We start from the raw sequence: 19,004 nt of genomic DNA on the forward strand, positions 1-19,004 counted from the left end.
TTAACAATACTGCTTACGCATTCAGCGCTCTCGACCAAGGCATGAGTTTCTGCGCGGTATATCGAATCAGCCTATCCAAACATAAACCAATAACTCCGATAGCTAACATGCCAACCAAAATATAATCTGTGCGCAAAACAGTACGGGCGTCGTTAATAAGGAAGCCAAGACCAGAATTAGCACCAACCAATTCAGCTGCCACTAAAGCCATCCAACCCACTCCCAGACCAATGCGAATGCCAGTCACTATCTGAGGCAGTGCAGCGCGCAAAATAACGCGAGTAATCACACTCCAAGAACTCGCACCTAGGCAACGCGCAGCTCGAATGAGATTCGGCTCTACATTTTTTACTGCATCGATTGTATTAATTAGGATTGGGAAGAAGATTCCCAAGAAAATAATGAATTGGTTTTGAGTGTTACCAACTCCAAACCACAAAATACTTAATGGAATCCAAGCAATTGGCGGAATAGGTCGCAAGATTTCTACGATGGGATCTACCTGCTCATTTACCCACTTAAAACATCCCATCACTATCCCCAAAGGGATAGCGACAGAGGCATAACAAAATGCTACAAACTCTCTAGACAAACTATCGAACAAATGTTTCCAGATTTCTCCAGATTTCATTAATTCAAATCCGCCTTGCGCCACCCCCGAAGGAGGAGGCAACAAGGTGGCTTCTGTTTTATCCAGAATAAACCGACTGGCATATTCCCAGGCAGCAAGCAATAGAACCAATAAAGCTAGGCGACGAAATTGCTTCAAAAAATGAATTATTGGCATAGCGCTTTATTTTTTATAAACCTTGCCGTCAAAAGACCAATCTCTTGTGAGATCGCCCTTTTCTGGGAAAGCCTGAGGTTTTGTAGTATTCAATGGATTCATATAAGTTGGGTAAGGCGTTTTATCCATTGGTGCAGACCAGTTAGCCGGCAAGAATGGTGGTCTTGTAATAGTTGCCCAACCTAATTTTTCAAAAGTCTTATCCATAAATCGGGTATCCACAGCACGGGCGAAATCAATACCCGTTAGCTTATTCTGAATGCGCTTGTTTTCATAAAGCCAGGTATAAATCGGCTCATTTGCACGACCCCAGAACACTGGAATTGGGTAAATGTAATTGGGCTTGTACAAGAGGTTGTAGGCAGAAATTTGCTGACGTAAGATTTCTTTTGAGTAATTCTTGAGATTCGGATCTTCTTGCATAACATCTACAGCGGCATCCGGATTCTTTCTAATCCAAAGCGTTGCTTCAGCAATGGCATCGGTAAAGGCCTGAACCACGTCGGGCGCATTATCAATCACCTCTTGGCGCACATAGAAAGTTCCCTCATAAATATTGTAGGGATAGCTATCGCTAATAATTCTGGCGTTCTTGCGCTCCTTCGACATGATGGTTGGGGTTGGATCCCAAGGTACTACCGCATCAATTCCTTTAGGCATCGCCATTTGCTCACCCGGAGGCATATTCTTTAGGATGATGTCTTTTCCAATCTCAATACCATTAGCCTTGGCTGCGGCTTGAATATAAAACTCAGCTGAAGAGCCAGTCACGATACCAATAGTTGCTGGGGGATTCGAGCCCTTAAAGTCCTTAAAGGATTTAATTTTGGAATCCAATGGCACCAAAACTGCATGCATCAAATTCGTGTTGATCACTGCAATGGTTTTAACAGGAATATTTTTATCTATTAATGAAGTGAACGGGAAATTGCCGCCGTTGCCAAACTGGAAACGACCAGAGATGATGACCTCGTTAATAGCCGGCCCAGAAGGGAACGCCTGCAATTTCGATTCAATACCCCGCTTGGCCAATAGACCTTTTTTATCCATTACTAAGTTAATCGTATTTTGACCTGACCATGGTGGCTGAAATGCAATCTGCAATGGCCACCAACCCTTTTCTTTGAGCCAGGCTACAGACTTGGCGGATACCTTCTCATCAGCACCCTCCGGCCATCCATAGTCATTGAATTTGGTGGCGTTCTGAGCCATCGATAACATTGGAGCGCCCGATAACATGGCGACAGCAAGTACTGAAAAGATACGGCGTGATGCGCTAAATTGTTTCATTACGATCTCCTTAAGAATGAAATTTCTTGTACCGAATACAACAAGCAAAGGTCAAAAAACTAACTGCTGAAGCTTAACTCTATACCGCCCAACTTGGTTCTAATTTTTCTATATTCTTTTTTCATAACTAAATACTTCACCAGCTCAGTAAAGGGCTGCAAGGTAGGTCCCTGCTGCAAAGCTTCTTGGGCACCATCTCTTAATCCTGTAGCAAGGTTTTCGGGATAGAAAGCATGAAGGCTCAACTGCTCCTTGCTAATGGAGCGACCCCATTTTTTTCTTAACCCAGGCAATGCCGGCTCAATTAGCTCTCCAGGCCTGCGAGAGGCGTCGTAATCTACATTGGCACGACTCATCACTTCAGCACTTGGGGTGCCAGCTAATCTTCCGTAGTGACCTTTGAGGTACAACTTAACCTCATCAGGAATCGTTTTGTAACGCTCACCCTGCATCACATTCAGAACGGCCTGGGTCACAATGTATTGAGCAAATGGGCTAACCAAGATGGGGTAACCCAAATCTTCACGAACTCTGGCTGTCTCCTCAAGAATCTCAGCCTCTCTATGAGAAATTGCCATTGTGGCTAACTGAGCGCGCAAGTTTGAGATCATCCCGCCAGGAATTTGATGCTCATATAAGGCCGGGTCATAACTCGCCTTCTCTCCGCGAGAAAAGTTATCCCGAGCACAAATCCAATCAAAATATTCATCCGCTTTTTGCAAAGCAGAATGATTCATCTTTGGTGCACGCCCTAACTTCTGAGCGCTGGCATAAACATCTAAGACTGATGGCAAGGAGGCGCCATTCGCCAAACAGTCAGTTGCGACATAACCATAAGCAAAACCAGCCTTGATAGCCTCTTCGTAGACCAATGGCGCCAAACCAGATTGGCAGTGAGAATGTAATTTAATCGGGATACCAGCAGCCGCGGCTACTACCGCAGGGAAAAGTGTTGCGGCCCGCTCAGGAGTGAGTAAGCCAGTTGGGTCTTTCACCGAAATAAAATCTACGCCTAGTTTTACCAACTCACGTGTGCGAAAAATAAAGTAAGCATCATCATGCACAGGACTTAAGGCATAAGTCAGCATTGCATTAATCAACATGCCGTATTTTTTACCCGCCTTAACAGACGATTCAATATTGCGGTTATCGTTCAGCGCATCGTAAACAGTAAGAACCTTCACGCCAGACTGAGCCAATAACTCCACATTCAACTCAACCACGTCATCTGGGAATAACTCAAACGTATAAATACTTTGGCCACGCGTTAATGCATCTGTGGGCGTGCTGAGTTGCTTACTCAAAAACTCCATACGCTTCCATGGGTCTTCACGCAGGAATCGCACCATGACATCGAATACAGCCCCACCCAATATATTGATATAGCCATAGCCAGCCTGGTCTATATCAGCCAAGGCTGGATACATATGGGGAGTCGTCATACGCGTTGACCAAAGGCACTGATGCGCATCGCGCAGAGTGACATCGATCATTTCGAATGGCTTTTTCTTGGTCATCACGTAAGCTCAATCACCATTAGAGGCTGTCCAACCTCAATCGTTGCACCATCCTCCACCAAGATCCTAGAGACTTTGCCGGTGCATTCTGCGGGGATTGTGTTGAGCAATTTCATTACCTCAACAATGCATAGGTCCGTACTAGGCGTAACGCTATCACCTACTTCAACAAATGGCGGAGAGCTTGGGCTTGGCCTACGATAAAAAGTACCGATCATCGGACTCACAATCATGCGCTCTGTAGATGAAATAGTCAGCGCTGCATTAGGCGCTGGGGTAACAATCTGTGTTGGGGCAGAAACAGTAGCCTGGGAAGCAACATAAGTAGCTTGAGGAGCAGCACTTGGCGCTCCAACCGAAATCTCAATCTCAAATTCTTCAGTCTTATAACCAAAGGTCGTAAATGTTCCTGCGTCCTTAATGAGGGCAACAATTTCCTTCACCTGCTTCATTGTGAATTCAGGAGGCACCTTCACCTTGGTCGCAGCTTTTTTTGCTGGAACTTTTTTAGAAGTCTTTGGGCTTGCTTTCGCTTTAGGGGCGACTTTCTTTTTTGTTTGCACTGTCTCGTATTTTTAGTTAATATTTTCTCTAATGAAATTTAAAGTATCATCAGGTGAAATGCTTTAAGGGTAAACACTTAAAAATGCAAATATCTTCAAAAAATCCTTAATAAATGCCACAAAAGCTCTCCCGCATCACTCCTCCAACTGAAATATTGGAAGAATCCGCCAAATCCAGCATGGCGGAAAAGGTTCTGCTTATCCTGGAGACAATTGCGCAATCAGAATTCCCCCTGACGCTTGAGACCATATCGACGGGTACCGGCTTAGCCAAACCTACGGCATTTAGATTACTAAACACATTGGTCACGCAAGGATTTATTGAGCGCGACCCCAATGGGAGACGTTTTCAACCCAGCGCAAAACTCAGAATCCTGGGGATCAATATTCTCTCGGTGGACTCTATCCGATCACAACGCGTAGCAGTAATGAAACGTCTTGTAGAGGAAATTGGCGAAACTTGTAACTTCAACATTCTCGATGGCAACAAAGTAATGTATCTAGATCGCGTCGAAACAAGTGCCCCTATTCGGCTACACGTAGACCTAGGCATGCGCGTTCCGCTCCACTGCACCGCTAGCGGGAAATTATTTCTCTCTGGCATGACGGAATTGCAGGTTCAACGCTCACTAGGAAATGAGCCTTTTGAAATTTACACATCCAAAACAATCACTACTTACGATACATTGTTTTCTGAGCTAGAACATATTCGTCAAAATGGCTATGCCCTCGATGAATCGGCCTTCCTAGAGGGATTTATTGGTATTGCCGTACCAGTAGTTAACTCTAAACAGAAAACATATGCAACGATTACCGCTCATGGTCCAGCGCCTCGCATGCAAGAAAAATCCATTGATTTTTATATCAAACCTTTAAAACGCGCTGCGCAAGATATTCAAAGCAGCCTATCCGAAACCAGCAATTAATTTCTTGGAATTTATATGAGTACACCAGTAATCATCACAGTAGCAATGACCGGAGCGATTCCTAGAAAAAAGGATTGTCCAGGTTTGCCGGTAACTACCAGCGAGCAGATTGAAGAAACCCATAAGGCTTTTGAAGCAGGCGCATCTCTTGCACATATCCATGTGCGCAACTCAGACGAAACTCCAAGCTCTGATCCCGATTTATACGCAATCGTACAAGCAGGCATACAGAAACATTGCCCAGGAATGATTGTTCAATTTTCTACCGGTGGTCGTGGTCGCGATCAAGCAGCGCGAGGCGGCATGCTATTTCATCGGCCTGATATGGCCTCACTGGCAACCGGATCAGTCAACTTCCCCACCGGAATCTATGAGAATCCGCCAGAATTTGTAGATGGACTTGCAAGTGAGATGCTTAAATATGACATCAAGCCAGAAATTGAGATATTCGATCTAGCGATGCTCTATAACGCGGCAAACCTCATTGAAAGGGGCTTATTAAAGGCGCCAGCTCATGTGCAGTTTGTCATGGGCATTCCTAACGCGATGCCAGCAAGACGTTCGATACTGGAATTTCTTATTTCAGAATTAAAAGCCGTTATGCCTGATGCTACTTGGACTGCAGCAGGTATTGCGCGCCACCAATTAACTGTCAACGAATGGACACTTGAATTAGGTGGCCATGTTAGAACTGGACTCGAAGACAATACGCGCTTTGATAAAACCCGTGCGGCAAAAGATAATGCAGAGCTTGTGACACGCTTAGCTGAAATAGCGCCTAGATATAACCGAACAGTAGCAACACCAGCACAAGCTCGTGAAATTTTAGGATTACGAAAGCACTAATCAGCATGTCAAACACATCGTTCGATTACATTGTTGTCGGCGGCGGCTCATCCGGCTGCGTTTTAGCCAACCGCCTCTCGGAGGATCCCAAGAATTCCGTTTGCCTTATTGAGGCGGGGCCTAAGGACCGCTCCCCTTGGATCCATCTACCAATTGGATACGCGAAGACAATGTGGGATCCAAAACTGAATTGGAAATTTCAGACCGAACCTGATCCTGGTGTCAACAATCGGCAAATTTATTGGCCTAGAGGAAAGACATTGGGTGGCTCTAGCTCAATCAACGGCTTAATTTTTATTCGTGGCCAGAAAGAAGATTACGACACTTGGCGTGATCTCGGTAACCCAGGCTGGGGCTGGGATGATGTACTCCCCTATTTTAAAAAGGCTGAAGGCAATGATCGCCTAGACGAGCCATTGCATTCTAAAACTGGGCCATTAAAAGCTTCGTCCATTCCAAAGAAGCATCCATTGGTTGAGGCATTCAAAAAGACGGCAAATGCTCTAGGAGTGCCCGAGACAGATGACTTCAACAACTTAACGCAAGAAGGTGTTGGCTACTATCAACTGACTACTCACAAAGGTTTTCGCTGCAGCACTGCAGTTGCTTACTTAAAACCCGCTAAGAAACGCAGCAATTTACAGATCCTGACAGACAGCCAGGCTTGCAAAGTTATTTTTGAAAATAAAAAAGCTGTTGGGGTTGAGATCATTCGCAACGGCGTTAAGAGTGTCGTCCATGCAAACAAAGAAGTTATTCTTAGCGCCGGCGCCATCCTCAGCCCACAACTCCTGCAGCTATCTGGAGTGGGCCCAGCCAAACTACTACAAGAATTTAATATTCCTGTTGTACAAGATTTGCCAGGGGTCGGAGAAAACTTACAAGACCATCTGCAACACCGCCTCATTTATGAACTAAACCAACCCATCTCCACCAACGACCAACTCTCCTCTTGGTTTGGGCAATTAAAAATGGGCTTGGATTGGCTGCTTTTCCGTGGTGGTCCACTGTCTATTGGCATCAATCAAGGCGGCCTCTTTACACGGGTCATGAAAGACTCCAAAACGCCCGATATCCAGTTTCACTTAGCAACGCTTTCTGCTGAAATGGCTGGTGGCAAGGTTCACCCTTTTTCTGGATTCACTATGTCGGTATGTCAATTGCGACCGGAATCTCGAGGTCATGTCCGCATTCAATCTTCAGACCCACTCGTACCTCCAAAAATGTTTGCGAACTATATGTCTACGCCCTACGATCGCGATATCAGCATAGCTGCAGTTAAGTACGCCAGAAAAATTGCGCAGACCGAACCGCTACGATCTCTTGTGGTTAGAGAAGTAAAGCCTAACAATCCACAATCGGATGAAGAAATCCTAGAGTTTTGCCGCAATAACGGCGCAACTATTTTCCACCCCACCGGCACATGCCAGATGGGGCCAGACAGTGATCCAATGGCAGTACTTGATTCCTCTTTAAGAGTGAGGGGCGTAGAAGCCCTAAGAGTGGTGGATTGCTCTGCCATGCCAACACTTCCCTCAGGCAATACCAATTGGCCTGCAGTGATGCTTGCTGAAAGAGCATCAGACCTCATTCTAGGAAAGATTTAATCTCACTAATGCATTACTTTATCTTTTCCATGATCGGGGTAATGACAGGCTTGTTAATGGCCCTATTTGGTATCGGCGGTGGCGCATTTATTGTTCCAGCATTAGACGCCGCCTTTTTAGCAGTGCCCAATTCTGCTCATCCACCTTTTCAACTGATAGTCATTGGTAGCTTATGCACCATTGTTATAGGATCCCTACCCCGCGCTATTAAAGTTCTAATTGGCGATAAAAATGAACGCGGTATTGCAAGACTATTAATACTCAGCGCTCTACCATTCATATTACTGGCAAGCCTAGCAGCGACTCAATTGGCTGATCAAGCACTGCGCCTAGGATTTTCTGGGACGATTGTTTTAATTGGGCTATGGACTCTCTTTGGTAAAAATCCATCTAGCAAATCAGCTACTACTCTCGTCAAACCTAGTACTTATAAACTCATTACCGTAGGGGCAATTTCTGGAATTTCCTCAGCCTTATTTGGTCTCGGCGGAGCAACTCTCTTGATGCCACTCTTAACAATGTGGGTTGGATTGCCGATTGCGATTTGCGTTGATATTTCGATTCTATTTGTATCAGCCACCTCCATCGTCAGCTTAACTACCCTAAGCTCAGCATGGGTAGGAATTCACGGGGCAGATAGCATAGATAGTACGATGTTAATTTTGATACTCATTCTAGGGGTAAGTGCTGCGCTGGCACAAACACTAGCAGCGGGAAAATTAGTCAGAATGAGAGATGGCCTCAGGCAACGCTTATTGGGTTGCTACCTTGTCAGCCTAGGGGTGTGGGTAATTGCACGCTCGTTAAGTTAAATCACAAACTAAGCAGCTTTAGGAATCACATCCATTAGCTTTAAGCGCTGGACTTTTCCAGATGGGCCACGTGGAAGATCCTCCATAAAGAGAATAAACTTCGGCGTTCTAAATTTGCCCAACTCCTTTAAGCAGAATGCACGCATCTCATCCTCGGAGCAGCTTGCTCCTGGCTTGAGAACAATGCAAACCATAATCTCTTGTCCATAGTTGCTATCCGGAATACCGACTGCTGCTGCATCCAATACAGCGGGATGCCTAAGGACGGCCTCATCAATTTCTCGAGGGGCAATATTTTCCCCGCCTTTAATAATGAGCTCTTTCAGGCGACCCGTGATGAAATAAAAACCATCATCATCCCGCATTCCCAGATCACCTGTTTTTAACCACCCTTCACTATCAAAGGCTTTTGCAGTTTCAGTCTCTGCCTTGTAATAAGCATTGAGAACGTTGCCGCCACGCAGACAAATTTCACCAACAGTATTATTGCCAAGAGGATTGCCCGCTGGATCAACCACTTTAGCCTCAACCCCGCATGGCTGGCCTGGACTTCCATAACGCCTGCTTTCATCATGGGGGTTACAAAAGACCATTGAAGCAGACTCTGTCATGCCCATACCCTCTATCACCGTAATTCCAAATAGATTCTCGAATTCGCGATGATGCTCAGGTGGTAGCGGTGCAGAAGCGGAGCGTCCAAACCGAATTAACTTTAATTCTTCGCGGCTCGGCAATGCCCCACCACTTTTAGCGGCGTTAATTAAGTATGCAATGATGGTAGGCACCATATTGATCCAGGTGCAGTGATACTGAATCGCCAAGTTCCACCAACTTGAAACAGAAAATGCATGCGGAGCCACAACAGATCCACCAGAAACAAAAGGTGTAATGGTAGAAATAACTTGGCCATTAATGTGATAAATGGGCAAAGAACTCAAAACAACATCTGCTTGTGTTAATGAGTGCCATGCCGCCATGGATCGTGCAGCATGTAATAAATTTGCATGGGTCAGTAAAACGCCCTTGGGCGTACCCGTTGTACCTGAGGTATACATTAAGAGCGCTGGTCGTGAAGACTCCACTAGAGGTAGATCTCCCAAGGCGCATTGCATGAAGGGGCCCTCGGCTGCATCTGGATCCAGCTCGACTAATAAGAACTTTCGCTTGGTTTTTTCAATCGCCAAAAACAAACTTTGCTTCTTGTCTGGCGAATAGAATAAAACTTCAATATCACTGTGATCCAAGACCCAAGCCAACTGATCGGTTGGGGCCAAGAGATTCAATGGAGTAATCACGCGACCACAAGACATGGTTGCCAAAAAGACTGTGCTAGTCTGACGTCCGTTTTGCATAAATAAACCGACGTGACCCTGCGCACTAATGCCCTGCTGATCTAACCAAGTAGAAAAATGACGGGCTTCTTGAGCCAATTGGCCATAAGTTAGCGCAGCCCCAATCTCGGGAGCAAATAGAAATGGCTTGACAGGCTGAATCGCCTCCCAGTGCAATAGCACCTCACCCAAACTCTTACAAGAAACCGTCATATTCTGATTAGGCCTGAGGAAAACGGGTGAAATAGTCTTTCAACAAATCTTCCACCTTAGGTACATGCTCAGGGATTGGCCTGACAACCCGCGTGATATTCATATAGTGACGATAGTTCATATTTTCAGAGAAATTGTTTTTTCCCCAAGTTCCGCAACCCATAGATAAAGAGAATGGCAAGCTATTTTCAAAGCTGCCACCTGTTGCAATTGCATGGGCCTGATTCACAATAATTCGCGCCACTGGCAACTGCTGCGCTAATGCTGCAGCCCTGGACTCTAAAATGTCGCCGCTTCTTGCGGTATGTAATCCAACGGAATGTCCAGCGCCTTGGTATGCGTATACATCGGCAATTAATTTCTTAGCCGCATCAAAGTCAGTCGCTTTCCACACCGTTAGAACTGGGCTTAGCTTCTCACCAGAAAAAGGAACTGATGGACCAAACCCTTGCTCTTCAACCATAAAAAACTTGGCTGATTTTGCTTTAGGGTTTTGCAATTGGGCACGCTCTGTAATGACTGCAGGATTTTGAGCGGTCAGGGTAGAGGTAAGTTTGCCATCATGAAACATGACATTTTCGAGACGTTTTTTATCGTCAGCATCCAACATCAAGCCGCCTACCGCTTCCAAAGCATCAATGGCTTTGTCATAGACCTGAGAGCAAATCACTGCACCATTCTCGCTTGAACAGCTGGTTGCATTATCGAATGTTTTAGACTGCAAAATTTTATTAGCTGCACCCGCAAAATCTGCGTGCTCGTCAATGATCACCAATACATTGCCTGCGCCAACACCAAATGCGGGTGTGCCACATGTGTATGCAGAGCGAATATTAGCTTGCGAGCCTGTTGCCACAACTAAATCCGCTAAACGCATTAACTCGTTTGTGGAATCCTTAGTAATTGGAAACGGCAGCATTTGTACTAAGTCTCTAGGCGCATTGACTTGGTCTAGCTGCTGATGAACAAACTCTAGTAAACGAGCGCAAGTAGAGTATCCCTTGGGTGATGGCGCCACTACTACCGCGTTGCGGCACTTGATGGCATTGAGAATCTTATTAATCGGAGTAGCACCCGGATTGGTTGATGGCGTTATTGCTGCCACTACCCCGACTGGACGGGCATACTCCGTAAGGCCTGTTTTCGTATCTTCAGAAATTACCCCAACTGTTTTGGCATAACTTAAGTCGCGGACCAAGCCCAAGGTTTTTCTAAAGTTCTTTTTAAACTTGTCAGCCACATCTCCGAGGCCCGTATCTCTGACCGCTAGCTCAGCCAACTCTTGATTACGCTTTGGCTCCAAAATAGACCAAGCCACAGCTTCAACCACCAAATTGACTTGCGCTTGAGTGTACTGTTCATATATTTTTTGAGCCGCACGTCCGCGCTCAACAATAGCTTCTACTGGCGTCATATTTACTTTTTTTTAAAAATTAGTGATAAGGATCTTAGGAGTCAGCCAATTTATTGGTTGGATCAATAAATAAAGTGGCAACAACACCGATAGCCAATAATCCAGCTGATACAAAGAATGGAACTTGGTAGCTTCCCGTAGTCTCGATCAGGTAACCAAATACCACTGGGGAGATCATACCCGCTACGCCAAATCCAGTATTCATCATACCGCCAGCAGTGCCTGCATAACTACCTGCGATATCAATCGGCAAGCTCCACAAAACCGCATTAGTTAGTTCCAGGAAAAAGAATGATGCTGAAAGTAATGCCACAGCAGCAATCGGATCTTCAACCGAAACCACAGGCAGAATAAAGGCCAAAGAGCCACCCATACCAATGATGAGCATCAATCTTCTAGCCAATTTGAGGTTACCAGTTCGTTTGAGAATCTGGTCTGACACTACTCCACCCAAAGTATCCCCGATCACTCCAGCTAGCAAAGGCAATGAAGTGAAAAGCGCTAACTGTTTCAAGTCGAATCCACGCGCATCCTTCAAGTAAGAAGGCAGCCAAGTCAAAAATACCCACAATGACCAGCCGTAACAAAAATCTACAAACGTCACAAGCCACATCTTCCGAATCATTTCGGCCCAAGGTGTTTTTTTAGTTACCGATGGACTAAAGCGCATCTTACGTGTGTCAAGCGAAATTTCTCTCAGCTCTTGTTCGGTCACTCCCTTATGGAGAAGAGGGGTATCTCGGAAATACCAAACATACAATGCTGTCCAGACCAAGCTAATCACGCCGAGGATAATGAAAGACTCTCTCCAGCCATATAACATCGATATCCCAAGGACGATTGGTGGAGTTACGGCGCCCCCAAGTCGTGCAAAGCTATGGGTAATACCTTGTGCAAACCCACGCTCGGTTGCAGGCAACCAAAAAGTAAATGCTCGAGTTGCAGTTGGGAAGGCACCTCCTTCGCCAATGCCAAGAACGAAGCGGAAAACGAGAAGTGATGTGACGCCCCAAGCAAAGCCACAAAGGATGGTGGCGATGGCCCAAATAATACTGAGGATTGTCAGAACAATGCGAGGACCAAATCGGTCTGCACACCAGCCACCAATGATCTGCATTGCAGCGTAAGGGTATGCAAAGGCTGAAAAGACAATACCGAGTTGCGTAGCAGTTAGACCAAATTCTTGCTTAATCATCGGCCCCGCTACTGAAATATTGACGCGGTCAATATAGGTAATGAAGTACATCAAACAAATCACACCCAAAATTAGGTGGCGAGTCTTAAAAATACCCTTCATGACGTCTCCTATCAACAGTAAATCTGTGTACCATAGATCTTATACAGTAGGACAACTTGTTTCATATTAGTAAAAACACTAGTAAAAATCCTATTATTTTCACATTTGTTCTATTAGAATGAACAAAATAGCACAATTCTTGAGATTTTAAACTTATGCTCGAAATCGACACAACTGAACAGCTAGATAGCGTCAAAAAAGATAGCTCGAGTGAAAACTCATCAATGCTCAAGGGCATTGTCATTTTGGAAGCTTTAGCAGCCACCCAGCAGCCAGCCACCCTTGCCCAGCTAATACAAATAACAGGTATGCCAAAGGCATCCCTCCATAGAACTCTAGCAATTTTTGAGGAAGCGGGTTTGGTAGCTAGGGAGCCCGGTGGCCGCACCTATGCGCCAGGCAATCGACTATCGCACCTGGCGTTATCCACCTTGACTCATGACACTGTTTCAGCAATTCGCCATACGATTCTTCGGGGCCTAGTAGCTGATCTTGGTGAAACCTGCAACCTTGCGGTCTTAAGACGTGGTGAATTGTTTTATTTGGACCGTGTTGAGGCAAATTGGGCTTTACGCCTGCATCTCCCGCCTGGAACAGTGCTGCCACCACATTGCAGCGCTAGCGGAAAATTACTTCTCGCTTATAAGCCTGTAGATGAGCGCACTAAGATTTTAGAAAATCTTCCATTGGAGCAATTTACCCACAGAACCATTACTGATCGCCACCTATTGGAATCAGAGATGGAAAGAATTGTTAGCACTGGATATGCAGTCGATAACGAAGAGTATGTTTTAGGTGTTTCTTGTGTAGCCGTCCCCGTCAAAGATTCTCTTGGCGAGGTAGTAGCTGCAATTGCTGTCCACGCTGCCACCGCGAGACTCCCATTAAATCAAGCGATGGAGCATATCCCAAAACTTAAAAAAGCTTCTGAGCGCATTTCTCAAACCCTATCTTAATCAGCAGCCCATCACTACAACCTCAGGACAAATCTAAACGTGCAATATCCACTCTTAGAAAAAATGATTGAGGAGGCTAAGAGCGATCTCCCACTGGGAGTTGTGTATCCCCTTAGCGCACCAGCACTGGGAACGGTGTTTGATCTCATCAAAAGACGGCTGTGCGTTCCCATCCTTATTGGCCCCAAAAAGGAGATTGAGGAGTTGGCCGCCATAGAAAAACTTTCCTTAGAAGACATCCAAATTGTCGATACGCCTAAGGATCCAATCTTGGCGACCAAGAAAGCAGTGCAGATGGTCAAAGAAGGTAAACTGGCAGTTCTCATGAAGGGATCTTTACATACCGAAGATCTCATGGGGCCAATTGTGAGTCGCGATGGCCTACGTACTGATCGCAGAACCAGTCATTTATTTTTATTTGAGCTCGAGCGTTACCCGAAACTACTAGGTATTAGTGATTGCGTAGTCAATATTGCACCCAATGCTGCTCAAAAAATACAAATTCTTAAAAGCAGTCTTGAAGCACTTGGCAAGTTGGGAGTAAAGCGCACAAAAGTTGCCGTCATTGCGGCTACTGAAGTCGTCAACCCGGCTATGCAAGCCACAATCGATGCCAAAGAAATTGTTGATGTCCATGCAATTAATCCTATTCATCCCGATACGATTATTGAGGGTCCTTTTGGCTTTGACAATGCCATCTCTTCCGCATCAGCAAAAACAAAAGGGATTCAGTCGGCTGTTGCGGGTGACCCAGACCTTTTGATAGTGCCCGATTTACAAGTGGGCAATATTCTTTATAAATCCCTTGTTTACATGGCTGGAGCAGAGTGCGCAGGTGCCGTTCTGGGCGCTCAAGTTCCCATCATTCTCACATCAAGAGCTGACTCTGTTTTCTCCAGAGTTGCATCCTGCGCGATGGCCATTGTTCTTGCTAAAAATTCTCAATAACTGAGTAATCCTATGTTTAAAATATTTTCAAATGATCCAGTGCATGACCCTATCAATAAACAAGCACCAGCAACTGAGATAAAAAAGACTACCTGTTACATGTGTGCCTGTCGTTGCGGCATTCGGGCACATTTACGCGATGGTAAATTGGTTTACATCGATGGAAATCCTGAGCACCCATTGAATCAAGGCGTCATTTGCGCCAAAGGTTCCTCGGGAATCATGAAACAGAACTCTCCTGCCCGTATCACGCAACCACTGTTGCGAAAAGCGGGCAGCGAAAGAGGCAATGGCGAGTTTGAACCTATTAGCTGGGAAAAAGCATTTGAGATCCTGACTGAGCGTCTTGCCAAAATTCGCGCTACTGATCCAAAAAAATTCGCCCTCTTTACCGGCCGCGACCAAATGCAGGCCCTCACTGGTTTGTTTGCAAGACAGTTTGGTACGCCTAACTATGCAGCCCATGGTGGTTTCTGCTCGGTTAATATGGCTGCCGGCATGATCTACACCATTGGTGGAAGCTTTTGGGAATTTGGTGGTCCCGATTTAGATCAGGCGAAGTTGTTTGTGATGATTGGCACAGCTGAAGATCACCATAGCAATCCAATGAAGATTGCTTTATCCAAATTTAAAAGGGCTGGCGGTCGCTTTATCTCAATCAATCCGGTGAGAACTGGGTATTCTGCAATTGCAGATGAATGGATTCCGATTAAACCAGGAACTGATGGCGCACTCTTCATGGCTTTGATGCATGAGCTGGTTCGCATTGAGAAGTACGACGCTCCTTTCTTAAAACGTTTTAGTAATTCAGCGCAATTGGTATGCATGGACTCAGGTCCAGAAGAGGGATTATTCTTGTATGACCCTGACTCCGATCCGCTTAACTTGGATTTACCTCACAATAAATACGTTTGGGATGAAAAATCCCAAAGTGCGAAACCTTGTTTTGCTCAAGGCACCTCACCCGCTCTTCTAGGTGAATATGTCATGGGCCCAGGACCACACCAAGGAAAGAAAGTGGTTCCTTCATTTGAGCTTCTTAAGCGACAAGTGAGTGAAACCACTCCAGAGTGGGCAGCAGCCATTACCAGCATTCCTGCGGAACGTATTCGCAAGCTTGCTCTAGAGATGGCGGATACCGCATTTGGTCAAGAATTTGAGCTACCCATTCAGTGGACAGACTCCTGGGGTGAAAAGCATGAGTCTGTAACTGGCAGACCAGTTGCTTTCCATGCAATGCGTGGTCTCTCAGCACACTCCAATGGATTCCAAACTACCCGTGGTTTAGCAGTACTGATGTCATTGCTGGGAACCATTGATCGCCCAGGTGGGTTTAGACATAAAGCGCCTTACCCACGTCAAGTTCCGCCGAATGCAAAGCCGCCGTCTTCTGAGAATGACATTAAGCCCAATACTCCATTAGCTAAACCTCCACTTGGCTGGCCAACACAGCCAGAAGATTTGGCATTGGATTCCGATGGCAAGCCACTGCGCATTGATAAAGCCTATTCATGGGAGCATCCTTTAGCAGCCCATGGATTAATGCACAACGTGATTACCAATGCAGTCAAAGGCGACCCCTACTCTATTGATATGCTCATGATCTTCATGGCGAATATGTCATGGAATTCCACCATGAATACGATGGAAGTGCGGGAACATCTCAATGCTAAAAATGAGGATGGTGAATTTAAGATTCCATTTTTAGTGGTATGCGATGCATTCCAGTCGGAAATGGTGGACTTTGCCGACTTAGTGCTCCCTGACACAACTTATCTTGAGCGTCACGATGTGATGAGCATGCTCGATCGACCAATCTCTGAATTTGACGGTCCTGTAGACTCTGTTCGAATTCCGGTTCTCGAGCCCTTGGGAGAATGCAAACCATTCCAGGAAGTATTGATTGAATTAGCTTCCCGCTTAAAGTTCCCTGCATTCACTACCCCAGAAGGTGAGCGTAAGTTTAAGGATTATCCCGATTTTATTACTCGCTTCCAGACCACTCCAGATTCAGGAATTGGCTTCTTAAGTGGATGGCGCGGTAAAGATGGTGATAAATCATTGCGTGGCGAACCTAATCCGAACCAATGGCAAAAATATGCTGAGAACAATTGTGTGCATCAATATCACATGCCTCCCGAGCATCAGTACATGCGCAACTGGAACAAAGGTTATTTAGATTTCTCCAAAGACAATGCTCTGCGTCAGAAGAATGATCCGATCATGATTGCGATCTATTCAGACATATTGCAACGTTTTCGCTTAGCGGCAACCGGCAAACGTCCTGGCGCCCAACCACCAGAGCATCTCAAAGAGCGCATCTATAAGTATTTTGATCCACTGCCTTTCTGGTATCCGCCACTTGAGGATGAAGCGACTGACCTTACTAAATTTACCCTTAATGCGATTACTCAACGCCCAATGGCGATGTATCACTCATGGGATTCACAAAATGCCTGGTTAAGACAAATTCATAGTCATAACTATCTATACGTCAATACTGCGACTGCACTCAAGAGGGGCATTGCAGATGGCGCCTGGATGTGGATTGAATCTCAGTGGGGCAAGGTCAGATGTATGGCAAGACACTCAGAAGCCGTTGACCCTGGAACAGTATGGACCTGGAATGCTATCGGCAAAGCAGAGTCAGCATGGAGTTTGACTAGTGATGCCGATGAATCTAAAAAAGGTTTTCTGCTAAATCACCTCATCTCAGAAGAGCTTCCGTTGGGAGGTTTTACTGTTAGCAACTCTGATCCAATTACTGGTCAAGCAGGATGGTATGACGTCAGGGTGCGATTGGCGCCTGCAGATGAAAATGAACCCAAAGAAACTTGGCCACAAGTAAAAGCATTTGAAGTTCCTGGAATGGCCCTCAAAAAATCGGGGGAGACAAAATGAGCAAAAAAAATAAACAACTCGCTCTAGTTATTGATCTTAATGTTTGCGTAGGATGTCATGCCTGTGTAACCTCATGTAAGGAGTGGAATACCTCCGGCTCAGCAGGCCCGCTTACTGATCTGAACGCCTATGGTGCTAGCCCAAGCGGCACTTTTTTCAATCGAGTACAAACTTTTGAGGCGGGAACATTCCCAAATACCCAAACAGTTCATTTTCCAAAATCGTGTTTGCATTGCGAAGAGCCGCCATGTGTTCCTGTTTGCCCTACTGGTGCGAGCTATAAGCGCAAAGAGGATGGGATTGTGCTGGTGGATTACGATAAATGTATCGGTTGCAGCTATTGCTCTTGGGCATGCCCTTATGGCGCTCGAGAGCTGGACCAAGAGCGTCAAGTAATGACTAAGTGCACTCTCTGTGTGGATCGAATCTATAGCGAGACTTTGCCGGAGTCTGAGAAAAAGCCTGCATGCGTTCTTGCTTGCCCTACTAGCGCACGTATCTTTGGCGATGTTCATGATCCAGAATCTGCCGCCAGCAAAGCGATCGAAGAACGCTCAGGTTACGCACTCATGCCCGAATGGGAAACCCAACCTGCCAATCACTATTTACCGCGCTCCATCATGGAAACGATTGATGCAGCAAGGAATGACAAATAATGCGCCCACAATTTTCAATCATCTTCTTTACTACCCTAGCCGGAATGGCGCAGGGTCTTTTATTCTTCCTGGCTTTATCAAATTTATATAGCCAAGCCACCCCCAATGTATTCCTCACCAATCTGGCACTGCCAGTTGCATTTGTACTTCTGACGTTAGGCTTGGTGGCCTCATTCTTTCACTTAGGCCACCCTGAGCGTGCTTGGCGAGCTGCCATGATGTGGAAGACCTCATGGCTATCCAGAGAAGTGATTGCCTTGCCAGCGCTTATGGCGGTGACTGCGTCAACTTACTTTTATGCCTGCATTAGCGTAGTGCCACAATGGTTGTGGCTTGCCCTGCTGCTTACTACGATCGCGCTTTGGGTCTGCACTGCAAAGATTTATCAATGCATACGCTTTATCCAAGAATGGTCACACCCCTCCACCCTAACGAACTTCATTCTCTTGGGATTGACCTCGGGATTAATTTTATTGGAATTACTGATTGCGGCATGGGGTGATTCCTCCGCTCAAATCATAGATGCCCCACTCTCCATCGTTGCATTCTTGCTGTTATTCCTATCCTTTAATCTAAAGCTCTGGATTTGGAGACGCAATCGGGATCTAAAACCAAAATCAAATCTTTCTACAGCAACAGGCATTAAAGGTAGCAATATTCGTCAAACATCAATGGGTTTAATGGGCGGTAGCTTTAATACCCGCGAATTCTTTCATCACCAAACTGATCGTGTGATTGTAAATCTTCGTAAAATTATCTTGCTGTGTGCCTATGTAATACCAATGATATTGATGGCCTACACCATTACTATTCCAAGCATCTTGATAATTGCACTAGCATTGCTGATTAATTATCTAGGCCTGCTTGCTGAAAGATGGATGTTCTTTGCAGAGGCAAACCATCCGCAGAACTTGTATTACCAAAGAGTCTCTTGAGTACG

General features: G+C 45.6%; 16 protein-coding genes. 9 read left to right on the plus strand and 7 right to left on the minus strand.

From position 1 onward, the window contains the following. Window positions 1-13: 13 nt before the first annotated feature. The 4 genes from ICN37_RS10580 to accB are packed head-to-tail and all read right to left on the minus strand — an operon-like array spanning window position 14 to window position 4,157. The gene (locus ICN37_RS10580; protein WP_216157392.1) at window positions 14-787 is read right to left on the minus strand and encodes an ABC transporter permease; all 774 of its coding nucleotides are present in this window, start codon (window positions 785-787) and stop codon (window positions 14-16) included. A 6-nt stretch (window positions 788-793) separates the two neighbouring features. Continuing rightward, window positions 794-2,077 (minus strand): ABC transporter substrate-binding protein, encoded by a 1,284-nt coding sequence (locus ICN37_RS10585; RefSeq protein ID WP_112313825.1) that lies wholly within the window; start codon window positions 2,075-2,077, stop codon window positions 794-796. Window positions 2,078-2,136: 59 nt separating this feature from the next. After that, window positions 2,137-3,594: a pyruvate carboxylase subunit B gene (locus tag ICN37_RS10590; protein WP_216157395.1), complete on the minus strand. Its 1,458-nt coding sequence runs from the start codon at window positions 3,592-3,594 to the stop codon at window positions 2,137-2,139. Then, entirely contained in the window at window positions 3,594-4,157 is a 564-nt protein-coding gene (gene accB, locus ICN37_RS10595; RefSeq protein WP_216157398.1) for an acetyl-CoA carboxylase biotin carboxyl carrier protein, read from the minus strand. Before accB ends, ICN37_RS10590 begins: the two co-directional genes overlap by 1 nt. 113 nt (window positions 4,158-4,270) lie before the next feature. Between accB and ICN37_RS10600 the strand changes: the two genes are divergently transcribed. The 4 genes from ICN37_RS10600 to ICN37_RS10615 are packed head-to-tail and all read left to right on the plus strand — an operon-like array spanning window position 4,271 to window position 8,348. Beyond that, entirely contained in the window at window positions 4,271-5,083 is an 813-nt protein-coding gene (locus tag ICN37_RS10600) for an IclR family transcriptional regulator (RefSeq protein ID WP_112313822.1), read from the plus strand. Window positions 5,084-5,098: 15 nt separating this feature from the next. Continuing rightward, window positions 5,099-5,929 carry a 3-keto-5-aminohexanoate cleavage protein gene (locus ICN37_RS10605; RefSeq protein ID WP_216157401.1) on the plus strand — a complete coding sequence of 277 codons (831 nt, stop codon included), beginning with the start codon at window positions 5,099-5,101 and terminating at the stop codon, window positions 5,927-5,929. Between the two features lie 5 nt (window positions 5,930-5,934). After that, window positions 5,935-7,536: a GMC family oxidoreductase gene (locus tag ICN37_RS10610; protein WP_216157404.1), complete on the plus strand. Its 1,602-nt coding sequence runs from the start codon at window positions 5,935-5,937 to the stop codon at window positions 7,534-7,536. 8 nt (window positions 7,537-7,544) lie between these two features. Further along, window positions 7,545-8,348 carry a sulfite exporter TauE/SafE family protein gene (locus ICN37_RS10615; protein ID WP_216157407.1) on the plus strand — a complete coding sequence of 268 codons (804 nt, stop codon included), beginning with the start codon at window positions 7,545-7,547 and terminating at the stop codon, window positions 8,346-8,348. Between the two features lie 8 nt (window positions 8,349-8,356). Here the strand turns inward: ICN37_RS10615 and ICN37_RS10620 are convergent, their stop codons facing one another. Genes ICN37_RS10620 through ICN37_RS10630 form a run of 3 tightly spaced genes read right to left on the minus strand, consistent with a single transcriptional unit; the run spans window position 8,357 to window position 12,603 of the window. Beyond that, entirely contained in the window at window positions 8,357-9,892 is a 1,536-nt protein-coding gene (locus tag ICN37_RS10620; protein WP_216157410.1) for an AMP-binding protein, read from the minus strand. Between the two features lie 7 nt (window positions 9,893-9,899). Further along, window positions 9,900-11,306 (minus strand): aldehyde dehydrogenase family protein, encoded by a 1,407-nt coding sequence (locus tag ICN37_RS10625; RefSeq protein WP_112313817.1) that lies wholly within the window; start codon window positions 11,304-11,306, stop codon window positions 9,900-9,902. Window positions 11,307-11,340: 34 nt separating this feature from the next. Continuing rightward, complete coding sequence (locus ICN37_RS10630) at window positions 11,341-12,603, minus strand: MFS transporter (protein ID WP_215313404.1); 1,263 nt, start codon at window positions 12,601-12,603, stop codon at window positions 11,341-11,343. Between the two features lie 155 nt (window positions 12,604-12,758). On the opposite strand from ICN37_RS10630, the gene ICN37_RS10635 reads away from it, so the two are divergent. The 5 genes from ICN37_RS10635 to ICN37_RS10655 are packed head-to-tail and all read left to right on the plus strand — an operon-like array spanning window position 12,759 to window position 18,999. Beyond that, the gene (locus ICN37_RS10635) at window positions 12,759-13,559 is read left to right on the plus strand and encodes an IclR family transcriptional regulator (RefSeq protein ID WP_225971480.1); all 801 of its coding nucleotides are present in this window, start codon (window positions 12,759-12,761) and stop codon (window positions 13,557-13,559) included. Window positions 13,560-13,598: 39 nt separating this feature from the next. Next, entirely contained in the window at window positions 13,599-14,507 is a 909-nt protein-coding gene (locus ICN37_RS10640) for a bifunctional enoyl-CoA hydratase/phosphate acetyltransferase (RefSeq protein WP_225971479.1), read from the plus strand. A gap of 12 nt (window positions 14,508-14,519) precedes the next feature. After that, the gene (locus ICN37_RS10645; RefSeq protein ID WP_216157413.1) at window positions 14,520-17,408 is read left to right on the plus strand and encodes a molybdopterin oxidoreductase family protein; all 2,889 of its coding nucleotides are present in this window, start codon (window positions 14,520-14,522) and stop codon (window positions 17,406-17,408) included. Then, window positions 17,405-18,064, plus strand: coding sequence for a 4Fe-4S dicluster domain-containing protein (locus ICN37_RS10650; RefSeq protein ID WP_215275317.1), 660 nt, complete (start codon window positions 17,405-17,407; stop codon window positions 18,062-18,064). The genes ICN37_RS10645 and ICN37_RS10650 overlap by 4 nt, the downstream gene beginning before the upstream one ends. Further along, window positions 18,064-18,999 (plus strand): DmsC/YnfH family molybdoenzyme membrane anchor subunit, encoded by a 936-nt coding sequence (locus tag ICN37_RS10655; RefSeq protein WP_216157415.1) that lies wholly within the window; start codon window positions 18,064-18,066, stop codon window positions 18,997-18,999. The genes ICN37_RS10650 and ICN37_RS10655 overlap by 1 nt, the downstream gene beginning before the upstream one ends. The last annotated feature ends 5 nt before the right edge of the window (window positions 19,000-19,004 follow it).

It is taken from the genome of Polynucleobacter sp. P1-05-14 (genome assembly GCF_018881675.1).
Taxonomy (GTDB): domain Bacteria; phylum Pseudomonadota; class Gammaproteobacteria; order Burkholderiales; family Burkholderiaceae; genus Polynucleobacter.

Bases quoted from the DNA above. Each gene is read 5' to 3' on its own strand.
- ICN37_RS10580 (WP_216157392.1), bottom strand. From the start codon at position 787: ATGCCAATAATTCATTTTTTGAAGCAATTTCGTCGCCTAGCTTTATTG.
- ICN37_RS10585 (WP_112313825.1), bottom strand. From the start codon at position 2,077: ATGAAACAATTTAGCGCATCACGCCGTATCTTTTCAGTACTTGCTGTC.
- ICN37_RS10590 (WP_216157395.1), bottom strand. From the start codon at position 3,594: ATGACCAAGAAAAAGCCATTCGAAATGATCGATGTCACTCTGCGCGAT.
- ICN37_RS10600 (WP_112313822.1), top strand. From the start codon at position 4,271: ATGCCACAAAAGCTCTCCCGCATCACTCCTCCAACTGAAATATTGGAA.
- ICN37_RS10605 (WP_216157401.1), top strand. From the start codon at position 5,099: ATGAGTACACCAGTAATCATCACAGTAGCAATGACCGGAGCGATTCCT.
- ICN37_RS10610 (WP_216157404.1), top strand. From the start codon at position 5,935: ATGTCAAACACATCGTTCGATTACATTGTTGTCGGCGGCGGCTCATCC.
- ICN37_RS10615 (WP_216157407.1), top strand. From the start codon at position 7,545: ATGCATTACTTTATCTTTTCCATGATCGGGGTAATGACAGGCTTGTTA.
- ICN37_RS10620 (WP_216157410.1), bottom strand. From the start codon at position 9,892: ATGACGGTTTCTTGTAAGAGTTTGGGTGAGGTGCTATTGCACTGGGAG.
- ICN37_RS10625 (WP_112313817.1), bottom strand. From the start codon at position 11,306: ATGACGCCAGTAGAAGCTATTGTTGAGCGCGGACGTGCGGCTCAAAAA.
- ICN37_RS10630 (WP_215313404.1), bottom strand. From the start codon at position 12,603: ATGAAGGGTATTTTTAAGACTCGCCACCTAATTTTGGGTGTGATTTGT.
- ICN37_RS10635 (WP_225971480.1), top strand. From the start codon at position 12,759: ATGCTCGAAATCGACACAACTGAACAGCTAGATAGCGTCAAAAAAGAT.
- ICN37_RS10645 (WP_216157413.1), top strand. From the start codon at position 14,520: ATGTTTAAAATATTTTCAAATGATCCAGTGCATGACCCTATCAATAAA.
- ICN37_RS10650 (WP_215275317.1), top strand. From the start codon at position 17,405: ATGAGCAAAAAAAATAAACAACTCGCTCTAGTTATTGATCTTAATGTT.
- ICN37_RS10655 (WP_216157415.1), top strand. From the start codon at position 18,064: ATGCGCCCACAATTTTCAATCATCTTCTTTACTACCCTAGCCGGAATG.